14 protein-coding genes are annotated in these 17338 nt (G+C 63.7%); 5 read left to right on the top strand and 9 right to left on the bottom strand.

Going from position 1 to position 17338, the window contains the following annotated elements:
* Window positions 1–130: 130 nt before the first annotated feature.
* The 4 genes from DHB74_RS10540 to DHB74_RS10525 all read left to right on the top strand — a co-directional run bounded on the left by DHB74_RS10540 (window position 131) and on the right by DHB74_RS10525 (window position 5603).
* The gene (locus DHB74_RS10540) at window positions 131–2461 is read left to right on the top strand and encodes a Tex family protein (protein ID WP_036991371.1); all 2331 of its coding nucleotides are present in this window, start codon (window positions 131–133) and stop codon (window positions 2459–2461) included.
* A gap of 2 nt (window positions 2462–2463) precedes the next feature.
* The gene (locus DHB74_RS10535) at window positions 2464–2865 is read left to right on the top strand and encodes a PaaI family thioesterase (RefSeq protein ID WP_051611162.1); all 402 of its coding nucleotides are present in this window, start codon (window positions 2464–2466) and stop codon (window positions 2863–2865) included.
* 54 nt (window positions 2866–2919) lie between these two features.
* Window positions 2920–4491, top strand: coding sequence for a glutamate--cysteine ligase (gene gshA / locus DHB74_RS10530; RefSeq protein WP_036991369.1), 1572 nt, complete (start codon window positions 2920–2922; stop codon window positions 4489–4491).
* Between the two features lie 134 nt (window positions 4492–4625).
* Window positions 4626–5603, top strand: a complete 978-nt coding sequence (locus DHB74_RS10525; protein ID WP_499161415.1) for an NADPH:quinone oxidoreductase family protein — start codon at window positions 4626–4628, stop codon at window positions 5601–5603.
* 98 nt (window positions 5604–5701) lie between these two features.
* Here DHB74_RS10525 and trmL read toward each other — a convergent pair whose 3' ends face one another.
* From trmL to glcD, 9 genes are all read right to left on the bottom strand, one after another.
* A complete protein-coding gene (gene trmL / locus DHB74_RS10520; RefSeq protein WP_036991364.1) occupies window positions 5702–6166 on the bottom strand; it encodes a tRNA (uridine(34)/cytosine(34)/5-carboxymethylaminomethyluridine(34)-2'-O)-methyltransferase TrmL in 465 nt (154 codons plus the stop codon).
* A gap of 160 nt (window positions 6167–6326) precedes the next feature.
* Window positions 6327–7757: a nitrogen regulation protein NR(I) gene (gene ntrC / locus DHB74_RS10515; protein ID WP_499161414.1), complete on the bottom strand. Its 1431-nt coding sequence runs from the start codon at window positions 7755–7757 to the stop codon at window positions 6327–6329.
* The gene (gene glnL / locus DHB74_RS10510) at window positions 7754–8839 is read right to left on the bottom strand and encodes a nitrogen regulation protein NR(II) (protein WP_499161413.1); all 1086 of its coding nucleotides are present in this window, start codon (window positions 8837–8839) and stop codon (window positions 7754–7756) included. The genes ntrC and glnL overlap by 4 nt, the downstream gene beginning before the upstream one ends.
* Window positions 8840–9079: 240 nt before the next feature.
* On the bottom strand, window positions 9080–9703 hold the full coding sequence (locus tag DHB74_RS10505; protein WP_051611155.1) for a DUF4124 domain-containing protein: 624 nt from the start codon (window positions 9701–9703) through the stop codon (window positions 9080–9082).
* A 181-nt stretch (window positions 9704–9884) separates the two neighbouring features.
* Window positions 9885–12059, bottom strand: a complete 2175-nt coding sequence (locus DHB74_RS10500; protein ID WP_036991354.1) for a malate synthase G — start codon at window positions 12057–12059, stop codon at window positions 9885–9887.
* A 19-nt stretch (window positions 12060–12078) separates the two neighbouring features.
* Complete coding sequence (locus DHB74_RS10495) at window positions 12079–12480, bottom strand: GlcG/HbpS family heme-binding protein (RefSeq protein WP_036991353.1); 402 nt, start codon at window positions 12478–12480, stop codon at window positions 12079–12081.
* Between the two features lie 19 nt (window positions 12481–12499).
* Window positions 12500–13717, bottom strand: coding sequence for a glycolate oxidase subunit GlcF (gene glcF, locus DHB74_RS10490; RefSeq protein ID WP_036991352.1), 1218 nt, complete (start codon window positions 13715–13717; stop codon window positions 12500–12502).
* An 18-nt stretch (window positions 13718–13735) separates the two neighbouring features.
* On the bottom strand, window positions 13736–14830 hold the full coding sequence (gene glcE / locus DHB74_RS10485; protein WP_074779195.1) for a glycolate oxidase subunit GlcE: 1095 nt from the start codon (window positions 14828–14830) through the stop codon (window positions 13736–13738).
* A complete protein-coding gene (glcD, locus tag DHB74_RS10480) occupies window positions 14830–16329 on the bottom strand; it encodes a glycolate oxidase subunit GlcD (protein WP_036992007.1) in 1500 nt (499 codons plus the stop codon). Before glcD ends, glcE begins: the two co-directional genes overlap by 1 nt.
* 236 nt (window positions 16330–16565) lie before the next feature.
* Between glcD and glcC the strand changes: the two genes are divergently transcribed.
* Window positions 16566–17336 (top strand): transcriptional regulator GlcC, encoded by a 771-nt coding sequence (gene glcC, locus DHB74_RS10475; RefSeq protein WP_036992005.1) that lies wholly within the window; start codon window positions 16566–16568, stop codon window positions 17334–17336.
* Window positions 17337–17338: the final 2 nt, after the last annotated feature.

Below are 17338 nucleotides of genomic sequence, written 5' to 3'. Positions count from 1 at the left end.
CATTGTTACAAGAGGTTTCCCCCGGTGCGATGGACTAACCGATGGCCATCGTCTGGGGACCGGGCTGCATCCCGCGGCGGCGACTCGGTTATACTGCCGCGTCTGAAATGATCGATGTGGATATCTAGCCATGGACAGTATTGCCTCGCGTATCGCTACCGAACTGGCGGTGCGCCCCGAACAGGTGACCGCCACCGTCGGCCTGCTCGACGAGGGCGCCAGCGTGCCCTTTATCTCCCGCTACCGGAAGGAAGTGACCGGCAGCCTGGATGATACCCAGTTGCGCTACCTCGAGGAACGGCTGCGCTATCTGCGCGAGCTGGAGGAGCGTCGCCAGAGCATTCTGGCAAGCATCGGCGAGCAGGGCAAACTGACCCCCGAGTTGGAGCGCGACATCCGCCAGGCCGAGACCAAGACCGGCCTGGAAGATCTGTATCTGCCCTACAAGCCCAAGCGCCGCACCAAGGGCCAGATTGCCCTGGAAGCCGGCCTCGGCCCGCTGGCCGAGCAGCTGTACGCCGATCCGAACCTGAATCCCGAACAACTGGCTGCCGACTTTGTTGACGCCGACAAGGGTGTGGCCGATACCAAGGCTGCGCTGGACGGCGCCAAGTACATTCTCATGGAGCGTTTCAGCGAGGATGCCCGTCTGCTCGAACGGCTGCGTCAGGCCCTGCGCCAGGACGGCCGGGTGGTGTCCCGACTGGTGACCGGCAAGGAGCAGGAGGGCGCCAAGTTCCGTGATTACTTCGAGTATGACGAGCCGCTGTGCAATGTGCCGTCGCACCGGGCGCTGGCGATTCTGCGGGGGCGCAACGAGGGTATTCTGAACATCGCCCTGCAGTTGGGCGACCCGGAGGCACCGGCCACCGCCAGCCACCCCTGCGAAGGCATGATCGCCGAGGCGGCGCAGATCAGTGACCAGGGCCGGCCGGCCGACCGCTGGCTGAACGAGGTGGTGCGCTGGACCTGGCGGGTCAAGTTGTCCGGCCATCTGGAAACCGAGCTGCTCGGCGAGCTGCGCGAGGCGGCGGAGGATGAAGCCATCCGCGTGTTCGCCAGTAACCTCAAGGACCTGCTGCTGTCGGCGCCAGCCGGGCCGCGGGTTACCCTGGCGATGGACCCGGGCCTGCGCACCGGGGTCAAACTGGCCGTGATCGAGGCCACCGGCAAGCTGGTCGATACTGCGACCATCTTCCCCCACGCACCGCGCAACCAGTGGGATCAGTCGCTGGCGGTGCTGGCGACGCTGTGCCGCAAGCACCAGGTCAACCTGATCGCCATCGGCAACGGTACCGCCTCGCGCGAGAGCGACAAGCTGGCCAGTGATCTGCTCAAGCAGTGCCCCGAACTGAAGATGCAGAAGATCACCGTCTCCGAAGCTGGCGCCTCGGTGTATTCCGCCTCGGAACTGGCAGCGAAGGAATTCCCCGATCTGGACGTGACCTACCGCGGGGCGGTATCCATCGGCCGCCGGCTGCAGGACCCGCTGGCAGAGCTGGTGAAAATCGAGCCCAAGGCCATCGGCGTTGGCCAGTACCAGCATGACGTATCCCAGGTGAAGCTGGCGCGCAGCCTGGATGCGGTAGTCGAGGACTGTGTGAACGCCGTCGGCGTCGACCTCAATACCGCATCGGTGCCGCTGCTGACCCGTGTGTCGGGGCTGAATCCGACCATCGCCCGCAACATCGTCGACTACCGCGACCAGCACGGTGCCTTTGCCAGCCGCCGCGAACTCCTGAAGGTCAGCCGGCTGGGCGACAAGACCTTCGAACAGGCAGCGGGTTTTCTGCGGGTAATGAGTGGCAGCAACCCGCTGGATGCCTCCGCCGTGCATCCGGAGGCCTATCCGCTGGTCCAGCGGATCGCCGAGCAGACCGGCCGCGACATCCGTAGCCTGATCGGCGACTCGGCATTTCTGCGCAAGCTGGATCCGGCGCGCTATACCGACCAGCACTTCGGCATCCCGACCATCACCGATATCCTCAGCGAGCTGGACAAACCCGGGCGCGACCCGCGCCCCGAGTTCAAGGCGGCTACCTTCCAGGAGGGCGTGGAGAAGATCAGCGATCTGGAGCCCGGCATGGTGCTCGAAGGCGTGGTCAGCAACGTGGCCAACTTCGGTGCCTTCGTCGATATCGGCGTGCATCAGGATGGTCTGGTGCATATATCCATGCTGGCTGACAGCTTCGTCAAGGATCCGCGCGATGTGGTCAAGGCCGGCGACATCGTCAAGGTCAAGGTGCTGGAAGTGGACATTCCGCGCCAGCGCATCAGCCTGACCATGCGCATGGGCGACCAGCCCGGGGCCACAAGCAACGCCCGTGCCGGTGCTCCGGCTGGTGAGCGCAATCGTCCGCGCCAGCCGCGGGCAGACAAGGGCCATGCTGGCTCCCCGCCACAGGCCGGTGGTACCTTTGCCAACCTGTTTGCCAATGCCAAGAACCTGAAGAAGCGATAATCATGAGCCAACACCCGAAACTGAGCGACATCCAGGACAACCGCATGAGCCCCTTCACCGAGTCCCTGGGCCTGGAGCTGGTCAGCCTGGATCAGGAAGGCTGCACCATGCGCCTGGAAATCAGCCCGCAGCATTTCAATACCACGGCGCGGGTCCATGGCGGCGTCATCTTCAGCCTGCTGGACTCGGCCATGGGCGCGGCCGTCTACGCCCGGCTGGACGCCCATGAGGCAACCGCTACCATTGAATGCAAGATCAACTACACCCGCGCGGTCACCGGTGGGGTACTGGAATGTCGGGCCAAGGTGGTGCATGCCGGCACGCGGACCATGGTTGTCGATGGCGAGGTCTGGCAGGACGGCGCGCTGGCCGCCAAGTGCCTGGGTACCTTTGCCCGCATCTGAACCGGTCGCCGATAGCCGACGCCGATCATTTTCACCGTTTGAGGAGTGACGCGCTTGTCACCACTGTTGAAGCAACGTCTCGACCTGCTGGCACAGCCGGCGCTGCAGAGCAGCCTCGCTGCCTGCATGCATGGCATCGAGAAGGAGAGCCTGCGCATCGATGCCGGCGGGATTCTGTCACAGCAACCCCATCCTGCCGGGCTGGGATCGGCGCTAACGCACCCGACCATCACCACGGATTATTCCGAAGCGCTGATCGAACTGATCACCCCGGTGAGTCGGAATATCGATGGACTGTTCCAGCATCTGGACGAGATTCACCGCTTTACCTATGGCGAGCTGGGCGAGGAGCGCCTGTGGACCGAGTCCATGCCCTGCGTGTTGCCGGCCCGTGACGAGGACATTCCCATTGCCTGGTACGGCAGCTCCAATGTGGGCATGCTCAAGCATGTCTACCGGCGGGGTCTGGCGGTGCGTTATGGCAAGCCGATGCAGTGCATTGCTGGTATCCACTACAACTTCTCGCTGGCGCCCGAACTGTGGGAGGCGCTGCGTCAGCAGGACCACGACGCGCGCAGTGAGCAGGATTATCAGTCTGAGCGTTATGTGGCGCTGATCCGCAACTTCCGCCGTTACGCCTGGCTGTTGATGTACCTGTTCGGCGCATCGCCGGCCCTGTGTGCAAGCTTCCTGCAGGGGCGGGATCACCGGCTGGAGCCACTGGGCGAGAAGAGCCTGTATCTGCCCTACGCCACCAGCCTGCGCATGAGCGACCTGGGCTACAACAACGATGCCCAGGCGGACCTGAGCGTCTGCTACAACAGTCTGGACAGCTACATCGCCAGCATGCAGAAGGCGATCAGCCTGCCCTATGCGCCCTACGCCGCGCTGGGCACCCATGATGCCGATGGCCAGTGGCAGCAGCTCAACACCAACCTGTTGCAGATCGAGAACGAGTTCTACAGTTCGATCCGACCCAAGCGCGTGGCGCGCAGCGGCGAGAAGCCGGTGCACGCGCTGGCCGCGCGGGGCGTGGAGTATGTCGAAGTACGCTGCATGGATATTGACCCGTTCAGTCCGCTGGGGATCGAGCCGAGCACCGCGCACTTTCTCGACAGCTTCCTGTTGTTCTGCGCGCTGGCCGATAGTCCGGCGATGTCTGACGAGGAGTGCCGGACGAGCAACGACAACTTCGCGCTGGCAGTCAAACGCGGCCGCGAGCCGGGTCTGCAACTGATCCGCAAGGGCCAGCCGTGCAGCCTGATCGAGTGGGGCGAGCACCTGCTGGACAATATCGCCGCTTGCGCCAGCCTGCTGGATCAGGCCGGGCAGACCACCGCGCACAGTGACAGCCTGCAGCTGCAGCGCGACAAGCTGCATGACCCGGCACTGACCCCCTCGGCGCGGGTGCTGGAGGCGATTGCCGAGCACGGCAACAGCTTCTTCCGCTTTGCCCTGGGGCAATCCGAGGCGCACCGCGAGCATTTCCTGGCACGGCCGCTGAGCGCCGCGCAGTCGCAGGAGCTTGCCGCCGTGGCTACCCAGTCGCTGGCGGATCAGGCAGCCGTGGAGGCAGCCGATCAGGTGGACTTCGATACCTACGTGGCGCAATACCTGAGCCAGTAACGACTGGCGGGTGGCGCCGGAGTTGCCCCGGCTGGCAGTTGTCTTATGCAGGGTGATCAATCACCGGTATGGTGATTGACCCCACCGCAGTGGGCCCAGCTAGACTGTGGAAAATACCCAATCAAGGAGCCACCATGAAAGCCGTACTGTGCAAAGCCTACGGACCTGCCAGCACGCTGTCGCTGGAAGAGACCGCCGATCCGGTCGCCAAGGACAATGAGGTTGTCATCGATGTCCACGCCGCCGGCGTCAACTTCCCTGACACCCTGATCATCGAGGGCAAATACCAGGTCAAGCCGCCGTTCCCCTTTTCGCCAGGTGGTGAAGCCGCCGGTGTGGTTGCCAGTGTGGGCAGTCAGGTCACCCATCTGAAGCCGGGCGACCGGGTCATGGGGCTGACCGGCTACGGCGGTTTTGCGGAGAAAGTAGCGGCCGCTGGTACTCATGTGCTGCCGATGCCCGATGATATGGACTTCGTCACCGCGGCTGGCTTCAGCATGACCTACGGCACCTCCATGCACGCCCTGGTCCAGCGTGGCAATCTGCAGCCCGGCGAAACCCTGCTGGTGCTCGGCGCCTCCGGTGGTGTTGGCCTGGCGGCGGTGGAAATCGGCAAGGCCATGGGCGCCCGGGTAATCGCGGCGGCCTCCAGTGACGAGAAACTGGAAGTTGCCCGTCAGGCTGGCGCCGATGAGCTGATCAACTACAGCGAAGGCGAGCTCAAGGAGCAGGTCAAGGCGCTGACCGGTGGTCAGGGCGCTGACGTGATCTACGATCCGGTGGGTGGTGACCTGTTCGACCAGTCCATGCGCTGCATCAACTGGCGCGGACGCCTGCTGGTGGTCGGTTTCGCCAGCGGTCGGATTCCCGAGCTGCCGGCCAACCTGGCCCTGCTCAAGGGCGCTGCGGTGGTCGGTGTGTTCTGGGGTGCCTTTGCCAAGCGCGAGCCCCAGGCCAACCTCGAGAACTTCCAGCAGCTGTTCCGCTGGTACAGCGAGGGCAAGCTCAAGCCGCTGGTATCCCAGACCTTCGAAATGAACCAGTACGAAGCAGCGTTGACCACCCTGACCACGCGTCAGGCCGTGGGCAAGATCGTCATCAAGACGCGTTAAGCCTCTGCGGCTTCGGGTGTAGGGGCGGGTTTGTCCGCGAGGAGCTGTAGAAAGCTTCGCGGCCAAGGCCGCTCCTGCCTCTTGCCGCCGCCCCGCATTCAATTGGCCCCGGCAAAACCCTGTTGCCGCCAGGCCTCGTAGACCAGCACCGCAGCACTATTGGACAGATTCAGGCTCCGGTTATCCGGATGCATGGGGATGCGCAGCACCTGCTCGGGTGGCAGCGCGTCACGGATATCCGCAGGCAGGCCACGGCTTTCCGGGCCGAACAGAAATAGATCCCCTGGCTGATAGCTGACCTCGCTGTAGCACTGCCGGCCCTTGGTGCTCAGGGCGAACACCCGGTTGGGTTGTACCTTCGCCAGACAGCTGGCCAGATCCGCATGGGTCTGCACCGGTGCGTACTCGTGATAATCCAGTCCCGCCCGGCGCAGGCGCTTGTCATCCAGTTCAAACCCCAGGGGTTCAATCAGATGCAGCTGGCAGCCGGTATTGGCGCACAGCCGGATGATATTGCCGGTATTGGGCGGGATCTCGGGTTCGAGCAGGGCGATATGAAACATGCGGCGCATTCCAGTGAAAAACGCGCCAGTGTAACCGGGAATCACGGCTGGCAAACAGCCGAAAAAAAAGGCGACCCCGGCCTGCCTGAACCGGAGCCACCCCAATACACCCACTGACAGACTAAGCAGCTAGTGTGCCAGTTTCATTGCAGAACCATGATCATTCGGAGTCGTCCTCCTCATCAGTACCCAATTCCAGGCCCAGGTCCTTGATCTTGCGGGTCAGGGTATTGCGGCCCCAGCCCAGCAGTTGCGCGGCGTCCCGGCGGCGGCCGGCGGTGTGCTTCAGCGCCGTTTCGATCATGATGCGCTCGAACGCGGGTACCGCCTGATCCAGCAGTTGGGTGACGCCGCGGGCCAGCTCACGGTCGGCCCAGATGCGCAGACTTTGCTCCCAGTGACCGTCGCCTGCACTGTCCTGGTGCTGAACGAGCAGCTCCGGCGGCAGGTCTTCAACCAGCACTTCCCGGCTGGAAGCCATGACGGTGATCCAGCGGCACGTGTTCTCCAGCTGGCGTACGTTGCCCGGCCAGGGCAGGCCACGCAGATAGTCGCGGGTCTGGGGCTTGAGAATCTTGGGCTCCACGGCCAGCTCCTGGGCGGCGCGGGAGAGGAAATGCTGGGCCAGTGCCGGGATATCCTCCCGGCGTTCGGACAGGCGCGGGATATGGATGCGGATGACGTTCAGGCGGTGGAACAGATCCTCGCGGAACTTGCCGGCCTGCACCAGGCTTTCCAGATCCTGATGGGTAGCGGCGATGATCCGCACATCCACCTTGATCGGCGTATGCCCACCGACCCGGTAGAACTCGCCGTCGGCCAGCACCCGCAGCAGCCGGGTCTGGGTTTCGGCGGGCATGTCGCCGATCTCGTCGAGAAACAGAGTGCCGCCATCGGCCTGCTCGAAGCGTCCACGGCGCTGCATGGCGGCGCCGGTAAAAGCGCCCTTTTCGTGACCGAACAGCTCCGATTCCATCAAATCATGGGGAATCGCCGCCATGTTCAGGGCAATGAAGGGATTTCGCGCCCGCGGGCTATGGCGGTGCAGGGCATGGGCCACCAGCTCCTTGCCGGTGCCGGACTCACCGTTGATCAGCACGGTGATATTGGAGTGCGACAGCCGGCCGATGGCGCGAAACACCTCCTGCATGGCGGGCGCCTCGCCGATGATCTCCGGCGTGTGGCTGATCTGGTCGCCGGTGGCGTGATCATCTTCATGGCTGTGAGCCAGGGCCCGCCGCACCAGCGATACCGCCTCATCCACATCGAAGGGTTTGGGCAGATATTCGAAGGCGCCGCCCTGGTAGGACGCCACGGCGCTATCCAGGTCGGAATGGGCAGTCATGATGATGACCGGCAGTTTCGGATAATGTTCGCGGATGCTCGACAGCAACTCCAGACCGCTGGTGCCGGGCATGCGGATGTCGCTGATCAGCACATCGGGGCGTTGCTGGCGCTGCAGGCGCGCCAGGGCGCTGTCGGCGCTGTCGAAGCACACCGGTTGCATCCCATCCTGTTGCAGGGCCTTTTCCAGGACCCAGCGGATGGAGCGATCATCGTCGACGATCCAGACGTCAGCAGTTCGAGTCATTCTTCCTCTCCCGGAGTGAATTCCAGCGGCAGAAACAGGGTAAAGACGGTACAGCCCGGCACGCTTTCACATTCGATCAGGCCGTGGTGCCGGGTGATGATGTTCTGGGTAATCGACAGGCCGAGGCCGGTGCCTTCGGCGCGCCCGCTGACCATCGGGTAGAAGATGCTGTCGACGATGCCCGGGGCGATGCCGGGGCCGTTGTCGAAGATCTCCAGCCGGCATACCAGCCGATGGCGCCGGGGGCCGATGGTGAACTGGCGCAGGGTGCGGGTACGCAGGGTGATCTGGCCGTGTTGGGTGGTCGGCTCGGTGAGCAGCGCCTGCATGGCGTTGCGCACGATGTTAAGCACCGCCTGGATCAGCTGTTCGCGGTCGCCCATCAGGTCCGGAATACTCGGATCGTAATCACGCAGCAGTTGCAGATCGCCCTGGGTCTCGGCCTCCACCAGGCTGCAGACGCGCTCGGTGATCTCATGGATATTGATGCGGGACAGCTGCGGCGGGCGGTAGGGGCCGAGCATGCGATCGACCAGGTTACGCAGGCGATCGGCTTCCTGAATGATCACATCGGTGTAGTCCTGCAGCTCCGGTTGCGGCAGTTCCCGGGCCAGCAGTTGCGCCGCACCGCGGATGCCACCCAGCGGATTCTTGATCTCATGGGCCAGCCCGCGTACCAGTATCCGGGTCACTTCCTGCTTGGACAGTTGCGCCTCCTCCCGGGTGATGCGCAGTAGCCGGTCACGGGGCAGCAATTCCAGCAATACCCAGTTGCGCTCCTCTGCGCTGACCGGCGTGACCGAATAATCGGCAATCAGCGCCTGGCCATTGCTCAGGTTCAACTGGGCTTCGCGTTTGGTGAAGGGGCTCCCGGTGGCCAGCGTGTTGCGCAGGGGCTGGAGGGACTCCACCGAATCGCTGAACAGACTGTCGAGGCGCTGGCCAGTGACTCGCTGACCGCTGACCTCAAGCAGCATTTCCGCTGCGGGGTTCATATAGTTGACCTGCAGGTCGGCATCCAGCAGCAGTACCGCGGTGGTCAGGTTATCCAGAATCTGGCGCAGAAAGAGATCAGGTAGCATGGGGCATTATCCACGACGCTGTGGGCGGCTGTTCCGCCAGCTGTTGCAAGAAGCGAACCAGATCAGCGCGTGCTGCCCGGCGCGTGCGCAGAGCTTGGGCATATACTTGGGCAGCGGTCCGCTGTATGCCGGGCACGGCAGAGAAAGAGCAACTGGAAGCGTGCCAGGGCAGTGTCCGGTTGGCGAATCACTATGGCACGAAAAAGGGGCATGCGCACCATAATGGTGCGCAAAGGTACCTCAGCCGCCGGTACCCGGCTTGGGCACATTGGGCGCTCTGGGTGCAGCGGGTGCCCGGGGTGCCTGATTGGCGCCGCCGCGACCCGGTTGGTTGAGCGAGGTGCGTTGCAGGTGCACGGTGATCGGCGCGCTGCGCTGCAGCTCTTCTCCCCGGGCATTGACCACGACCACGGCAATCTGGTGGCTGCCCCGGTCGACATTGCCCACCGTCAACTGATGCATCGCCGCACCGTTGCCCGGCACGGCGCTGTCGCTCAGCACCCCGTCCAGGGATACCCGCAGCAGATGGCTGCCACTGAGCGGCGGGTCGGTCTGCACTACCAGGGTGAGATCACCCTCGTTGCTGCGGATATTGCTGTCATGGGCGGGGCTGGTGATGTTCAGCTCGCGGTAGAAGCTCGCGTTGCCGCTGTCGGCCGGCGGGTCGATGGGCCTGGGTTGCGCAGCGGCCGGCGCCGGCTCGATGACATTGGTCGGCCCCAGCTCAACGGTGCTGGCACCGGGACGGGGCTGATCGGAGAAGATGCGATTTCCGTCCGCATCGGTCCAGGAATAGATCTGCGCGCCCGCCGGGCCGGCGAGCAGCAGGGCACACAGGGTGGCGGCCAGGGGTAACCGGAACATACTGTTTCACTCCATTGATGATTGCTTAAGACTTGCACTCAATCGGCGCGCTGGCAAGTGGCGAAGGCAGCAGTGAGACGCCGTTCGGGTATTGCGGATAACCGGTGGTCGGTAGGGTGAAGGACAAAAGAAAACGCCCCCGGAATCGGGGGCGTTGTCAGGTGAGCAGGTCAGGCGCCGATCAGCGCGCCTTGGCGACCTGCCGCCAGTGGTGCAGCAGCGGCTCGGTATAGCCGCTGGGCTGCTCCAGACCCTTGAACACCAGGTCCAGGGCCGCCTGGTAGGCCGGCGAGTTGGTGAAGTCGGTGGCCATGGCGCTGTACTCCGGGTCACCGGCGTTCTGCTGGTCCACTACCTTGGCCATGCGCTCGAAGGTCTCGATCACCTGCTCCTTGCTGACCACGCCGTGGTGCAGCCAGTTAGCCATGTGCTGGCTGGAGATGCGCAGGGTGGCGCGGTCTTCCATGAGGCCGATATTGTTGATATCCGGCACCTTGGAGCAACCGACGCCCTGGTTCACCCAGCGCACCACGTAGCCGAGGATACCCTGGGCATTGTTGTCCAGCTCCTGCTGCTTCTCTTCATCGCTCCAGTTGGCCTGTTCCGCCAGCGGCGCGGTCAGCAGGCCGTTGAGCAGGGCTTCCTGCTCGTTCTGCAGGGAGATTTTCTCCAGCTCCTGCTGCACGGCCTGCACATCGACCTGATGATAGTGCAGTGCGTGCAGCACGGCGGCGGTCGGCGAGGGTACCCAGGCGGTGTTGGCACCGGCCTTGGGATGGCCGATTTTCTGCTCCAGCATGGCTGCCATCAAGTCCGGCATGGCCCACATGCCCTTGCCGATCTGCGCCTTGCCGCGCAGGCCGCAGGTCAGGCCGACCAGCACGTTGTTGCGCTCGTAAGCCTGGATCCACGCGGTAGGCTTCATGTCGCCCTTGCGCAATACCGGGCCGCCCTGCATTACGGTGTGCATCTCGTCGCCGGTGCGGTCGAGGAAGCCGGTGTTGATGAAGGCTACCCGGGCGCTGGCTGCGGCGATGCACGCCTTGAGGTTGACCGAGGTGCGGCGCTCCTCGTCCATGATGCCCATCTTGATGGTGTTCTGCGGCAGGCCGAGCAGTTGCTCGACGCGACCGAACAGTTCATTGGCGAACGCCACTTCATCCGGGCCGTGCATCTTGGGTTTGACGATATAGATGCTGCCGGTGCGCGAGTTGCCCTTGCGCTGCAGATCGTGGATGGCGATCAGGCTGGTGCAGACGGCGTCCATGATGCCCTCGGGGATTTCGCTGCCGTCTTTCAGCAGGATCGCCGGGTTGGTCATCAGGTGACCGACGTTGCGGATGAACAGCAGCGAACGGCCATGCAGGGTCAGCTCGCCACCGTCGGCGGTGGTGTACTGGCGGTCGGGGTTCAGCCGGCGGACCATGGCGCGGCCGCCCTTTTCCATCTGCTCTTCGAGGTCGCCACGCAGCAGACCCAGCCAGTTACCGTAGGCCAGGACCTTGTCTTCAGCATCAACGGCGGCGATGGAGTCTTCGCAATCCATGATGGTGGATACTGCGGCTTCCATCAGTACGTCTTTCACGCCAGCAGCGTCGGTCTTGCCGATGGCGTGCTCGCGGTCGATCTGGATCTCGAAGTGCAGACCGTTGTGGACGAACAGCAGCGCATCCGGGTTGGCCGGGTTGCCCTGGTAGCCGGCGAACAGCGCCGGGTTCTGCAGGCCGGTGGTCTGGCCTGACAGCAAGGTGACCTGCAGTTGGCCATCCTGCACGCGGTAGGCTTCGACCTGGGTATGGTCGCCCTGTTGCAGCGGGATGCTCTGGTTGAGGAAGTCACGGGCAAAGGCGATGACCTTGTCGCCGCGCACCGGGTTGTAGCCCGGGCCGCGTTCGGCGCCATCGTCTTCGGCGATCGCATCGGTGCCGTACAGGGCGTCGTACAGGCTGCCCCAGCGGGCGTTGGCGGCGTTCAGCGCGTAGCGGCCATTCATGACCGGTACCACCAGCTGCGGACCGGCCTGCTGGGTGATCTCGATATCGGTATTGGCGGTGGTGATGCGGAAGTCCGCCGGTACCGGCTTGAGATAGCCGATGGAGGTCAGGAATTCGCGGTACGCCGCCATGTCCCGGATCGGGCCGGGGTTGGCGCTGTGCCATTGGTCCAGCTCGGTCTGCAGGCGGTCACGTTCGGCCAGCAGGGCGCGATTCTTCGGCGCCAGGTCGTGGACCAGCTCGCTGAAACCGGCCCAGAACGCGGCAGCGTCGACGCCGGTGCCAGGCAATGCCTGTTGCTCGATAAACTGATGCAGGGCCGTGTCGATCTGCAGGCCCTGGATGTCCTTGCGTTGAGTCATGTCAGGATTCCTCCTCGGATTACAGTGCGGCGATGCCGGCCTTGGCGACCTGGGCATCCTGATCCGGTTTGACACCGGAAACGCCGATGGCGGCAACAACCTGACCTTCGACCTTCAGCGGCACGCCACCTTCGAGCAGGCCGGACACTTCCGGAGCGGACAGGAAGGCAGTACGGCCGCCATTGATCATGGCTTCGAATTCGCTGGTGTCGCGGCGACCCAGAGCAGCGCTGCGGGCTTTCTGCGGTGCGATGTAGGAAGCGATTGGCGCGCAGCCATCCATCCGGCGCATGGCCAGGATATGGCCGCCGTCATCGACCACGGCGACGGTGACCTTCCATTCATTCTGGTCCGCTTCAGCGAAGGCCGCGTCGATCATACGGTTGGCTTCTTCGAGGGTCAGTACGGGTTTGCTCAGCATCTTGTTATCTCCTGGGAGGTCAGTTGATTGCGTCTTCGACGACTTCGATCCAATGGCGCACGGGGGTTCGGTTGGCCGAGCCCAGATGGGTCTGGCAGCCGATATTGGCAGTGACGATAGTATCGGGTTTACCGGCTTCCAGCGCGTTCAGTTTATTGTCGCGCAGCTGCTTGGCCAGTACCGGCTGGGTAATAGAGTAGCTGCCGGCCGAGCCGCAGCACAGATGCGCATCGGCTACCGGCGTCAGGCTGAAACCCAGCTTGCGCAGGATCGGCTCCACGCGCCCGCCCAATTTCTGGGCATGCTGCAAAGTACAGGGGCAGTGGAAGGCCAGGGTCTGGGTGGCCTTGACCTGCAGCGGTTGCAGATCTTCCTTCTCCAGCACTTCGACCAGATCCAGCGCCAGGGCGCTGATCCTGCGCGCCTTCTCGGCATAGGCCGGATCATCGCGCAGCAGGTGGGCGTATTCCTTGACGAACGCACCGCAGCCGCTGGCGGTCTGGATGATCGCCTCGGCGCCATTCTCGACGGCTGGCCACCAGGCGTCGATGTTCCGCCGCGCGCGGTCGAGCCCGGCTTGCTGGGCATCCAGGTGGTAATCCACCGCGCCACAGCAGCCGGCCTCGCTGATCGGCTTGATGGAAATGCCCAGCCGGTCCAGCACGCGTGCCGTGGCGGCGTTGGTGTTGGGCGACAGGCCCTGCTGGGCGCAGCCTTCGAGGATCAGCACGTGACGGGCATGGCGCGGGGCCGGGCGCGGCTTGGCTGGAGCCAGTTTGGCCGGAATCTTGTCCTTGACCGCCGCTGGCATGAAGGTGCGGACTGCCTGGCCAGCCTTGAGCAGCGGGTTGAAGATCACCGGGTTGGGCACCACATGGCGCAGCGCCGAGCGCAGCATGCGCTGTTGCAGCGGACGCTCGATCTCGCTGGCCATGGCTTCGCGACCGATATCCAGCAGGTTGTGATACTTCACGCCGGACGGGCAGGTGGTTTCGCAGTTGCGGCAGCTCAGGCACTGGTCCAGGTGCAGCTGGGTTTCCCGGGTAGTGGCTTCGCCTTCGAGAAATGCCTTGATCAGGTAGATACGCCCGCGGGGACCGTCGCGCTCGTCGCCGAGCAACTGATAGGTCGGGCAGGTCGCATTGCAGAAGCCGCAATGCACGCAGGAGCGCAGAATGCTTTCTGCCTCTTCGGCGCGCGGCAGCTTGCGCGCCTTTTCAGTGAGATTGGTTTGCATGATGTTACCTCTTCAGTCTCAGAGCCCGGGATACATCCGGCCGGGGTTGAACAGGCCCTGAGGATCGAGCTGCTTCTTCAGTTGCCGGTGATAGCGTTGCAGCAGCGGTGTCAGGGGCTGGAACGGGCTATCTGTGACGCCGGCGCGGTAACAGGTGGCATGACCGCCGTGACGGCTGGCCAGTGCCTGGAGTTCCTCGGCAGCGGCGTCGGACTTCAACCAGCGCTGGGCACCGGCCCAGTCGAGCAGGCTGGCGCCGGGCAGCTCCAGTTCCGCCGTCAGCGGTGGCAGCGACAGGCGCCACAGCGGCCGTGGGTCCTGGAAGAAGTCCAGTTGCTGTTCATTGAGCTGGGTCCAGAAACCGGCATCCAGTTCCTCGCCACCGATACGGTCGGCGGCTGAGCGCACCGAACCCACGCCGCCTTCCAGGCGCAGATGCAGATGACCGTCCAGGTAGCTGGCAGCAGTGATCGGAATCGGCTGCTGGCCCCATTCGGCGAGCTTCAGCAGCGCCCTCTCGACGGGCAGCTCCAGACGCAGGTGATGGCTGCTGACCGGCTTGGGTAGCACCTTCATGGACACCTCGGTAATGACCCCGAGCTGACCGAAACTGGCGGCCATCAGGCGGGACAGGTCATAACCCGCCACGTTCTTCATGACTTCACCACCAAAACGCAGCAGCTTGCCATGACCGGTGATGACGCGGGTGCCGAGCACCAGGTCGCGTACTGCGCCAGACCAGGGGCGGCGCGGGCCGGACAGGCCGGCAGCGATCATGCCACCCACCGTCGCCTGGCCGTTGAAGGTCGGCGGCTCGCAGGTCAATGTCTGGCCTTGATCATCCAGCGCGGCAAGCAGCTCGACCAGCGGAGTGCCACTGCGTACGGTCACCACCAATTCGGTGGGATCGTAGTTGACGATGCCGCTGTGGCCCCGGGTATCCAGCACCTGGCCATCGACCGGGCGGCCGAGAAAGGCTTTGCTGTTGGCGCCCTGGATCGCCAGCGGGGTGTTGCTGTGCAGAGCATCAAGCACCTGCTGCTGCAGCTGCTGTTCACTGGCCGACGCGGCGCGTTCGCCAGGGCGATGGGCATGTTCGTGTTGGGCCGACATCAGAAACGCTCCAGTTCAGGGAAGGGCAGCTCGCCATTATGGATATGCATGGCACCGAATTCGGCGCAGCGGTTCAGTGTTGGGATGTTCTTGCCCGGGTTGAGCAGGCCATCGGGATCGAACGCGGCCTTCACCGCATGGAAGGTCAGTAGCTCGTCATCGTTGAACTGCGAGCACATCTGGTTGATCTTCTCCCGGCCGACGCCATGCTCCCCGGTGATCGAGCCTCCCACGGCGACGCAGAGTTCGAGGATCTTGCCGCCGACCGCTTCGGCGCGCTCCAGCTCGCCTTCCTGGTTGGCATCGAACAGGATCAGCGGGTGCATGTTGCCGTCACCGGCATGGAACACGTTGGCCACGCGCAGGCCGTACTCGGCGGACAGGTCGGCAATGCCCTGCAGCACCTTGGGCAGTTCGCGGCGCGGAATGGTACCGTCCATGCAGTAGTAGTCCGGCGAAATGCGACCCACCGCCGGGAAGGCATTCTTGCGCCCGGCCCAGAACAGCGCGCGTTCGGCGTCATCCTTGGCCTGGCTGATAGCGGTCGCGCCGCTGTTCTCCAGCACCTGGCGCACCCGCTCGCATTCATCGGCAACATCGGCTTCGACGCCATCAAGCTCGCACAGCAGAATGGCTTCAGCCTCCACCGGATAGCCGGCGTGGATGAAATCCTCGGCCGCGCGGATGGCCAGGTTGTCCATCATCTCCAGCCCGCCGGGGATGATGCCGGCGGAAATGATGTCACCCACAGCCTTGCCGGCCTTGCCCACGTCATCGAAGCTGGCCATCAATACCTTGGCGACCTGGGGCCGCGGCAGCAGCTTGACGGTGACCTCGACGACGATGCCGAGCATGCCTTCGGAGCCGGTAAACAGTGCCATCAGGTCAAAGCCGGGGCTGTCCAGTGCGTCGGAACCGAGCGTCATGCGCTCGCCCTCAACAGTGACAATCTCCACTTTCAGCAGGTTGTGTACGGTCAGCCCGTATTTCAGGCAATGTACACCGCCGGCATTCTCGGCCACATTGCCGCCGATCGAACAAGCAATCTGCGACGACGGATCGGGGGCGTAGTACAGCTGATAGGGCGCGGCGGCTTCGGAGATCGCCAGATTGCGCACGCCGGGCTGAACCCGCGCGAAACGGCCCTCGGGATTGACCTCGAGAATGTTCTTCAGGCGCGCGAGCACCAGCAGCACACCGCCTTCCAGCGGCAGGGCGCCACCTGACAGGCCGGTACCGGCACCACGGGCCACGACCGGGACCTGGCGCTGATGACAGATCTTCATGAAGGTCTCGATCTGCTCAACGGTCTCGGGCATCACCACCAGCAGGGGCATGACGCGGTAGGCCGACAGCCCATCGCATTCGTAGGGCTGCAGGTCTTCACGTTCGTGCAGCAGTTCCAGATCAGGCAGTGTCTGGCGCAGCTCGTTGATCAATCCCGCCTTGTCTACGGGAGGCAGAGGACCGTCGAGCTTTTCATCATAGAGAAGGTTCACGGATATCACCTGTTTGTTATCGATGGTCTTGGGACCCACTTCTGGCTTCGAATACTGCTGCTTTGGGCGGCCGACGTCCAGCCTAAAACCAGCTGGTCGGACCAGTTTGTTACGTTCATATTGCTGATTTTGTTTGCCATGGCGCGTGAGATACAGGCAATCACAAAAATATAGTGGATTTGTAAACGCGCCATCCTTACTCTGGTATGACCAGTTTTGCCAAGAAGGGTGAGGTCATGGTTGAAAATGCTTCGGAGCGTCGCCAGGTGGGCGATGTGGTTGCTGACCGTATCGAGAAGCTGATCGCGGACGGTGTGCTGAAAATGGGCCAGATGCTGCCATCCGAGCGGCAGCAGTGCGAGAAGCTGGGCATTTCCCGCAGCGCCCTGCGTGAAGGGCTGAAGGTACTGCGCGGCAGGGGGCTGATCAAGACCTCCCAGGGGCGCGGCTCTTACGTTGCCAGCCTGATGGGCAATCGGGATGAGACGCCGATGATGCACCTGTTCAACAATCACCCACGGACGCTGTTCGATCTGCTTGAGGTGCGCGCCCTGCTCGAAGGCGAGTCGGCGCGGCTGGCGGCGCTGCGCGGCACCGATGCCGATTTTGTATTGATCCAGCGGCGCTATGATGAAATGGTCGCCGCCCATACCGGCGGCCCGGCGCGGGACCCGGAAACCCTGGCGCACCTGGACCATGCTTTTCACCTGGCGATCTGCGACGCCTCGCATAACCCGGTGCTGGTGCATACCCTGCAGTCGCTGACCAAGTTGTTGCTGGGCTCGGTGTTCGCCTCGGTGCAGAACCTCTACCACCGGCCGACGCACAAGCGGCAGTTGGATCGCCAGCATGCCCGGCTCTACCACGCGGTGATGGAGCGCTTGCCGACCCAGGCCAAGCGCGCGGCGATGGATCATATTCACAGTATTCGAGACAACCTGCGGGATATCGAAAACGAAGGCCAGCGACTGGAGCGGGCAACCTTGCGCCTGGAGGGCTGGCAATAAAA

This window comes from Pseudomonas sp. G11-1 (genome assembly GCF_024031555.1).
In the GTDB taxonomy this organism is placed as follows: domain Bacteria; phylum Pseudomonadota; class Gammaproteobacteria; order Pseudomonadales; family Pseudomonadaceae; genus Halopseudomonas; species Halopseudomonas bauzanensis.
The sequence above is the reverse complement of the archived record's forward strand: the minus strand, read 5'-3'. Positions and strand labels throughout refer to the sequence as shown.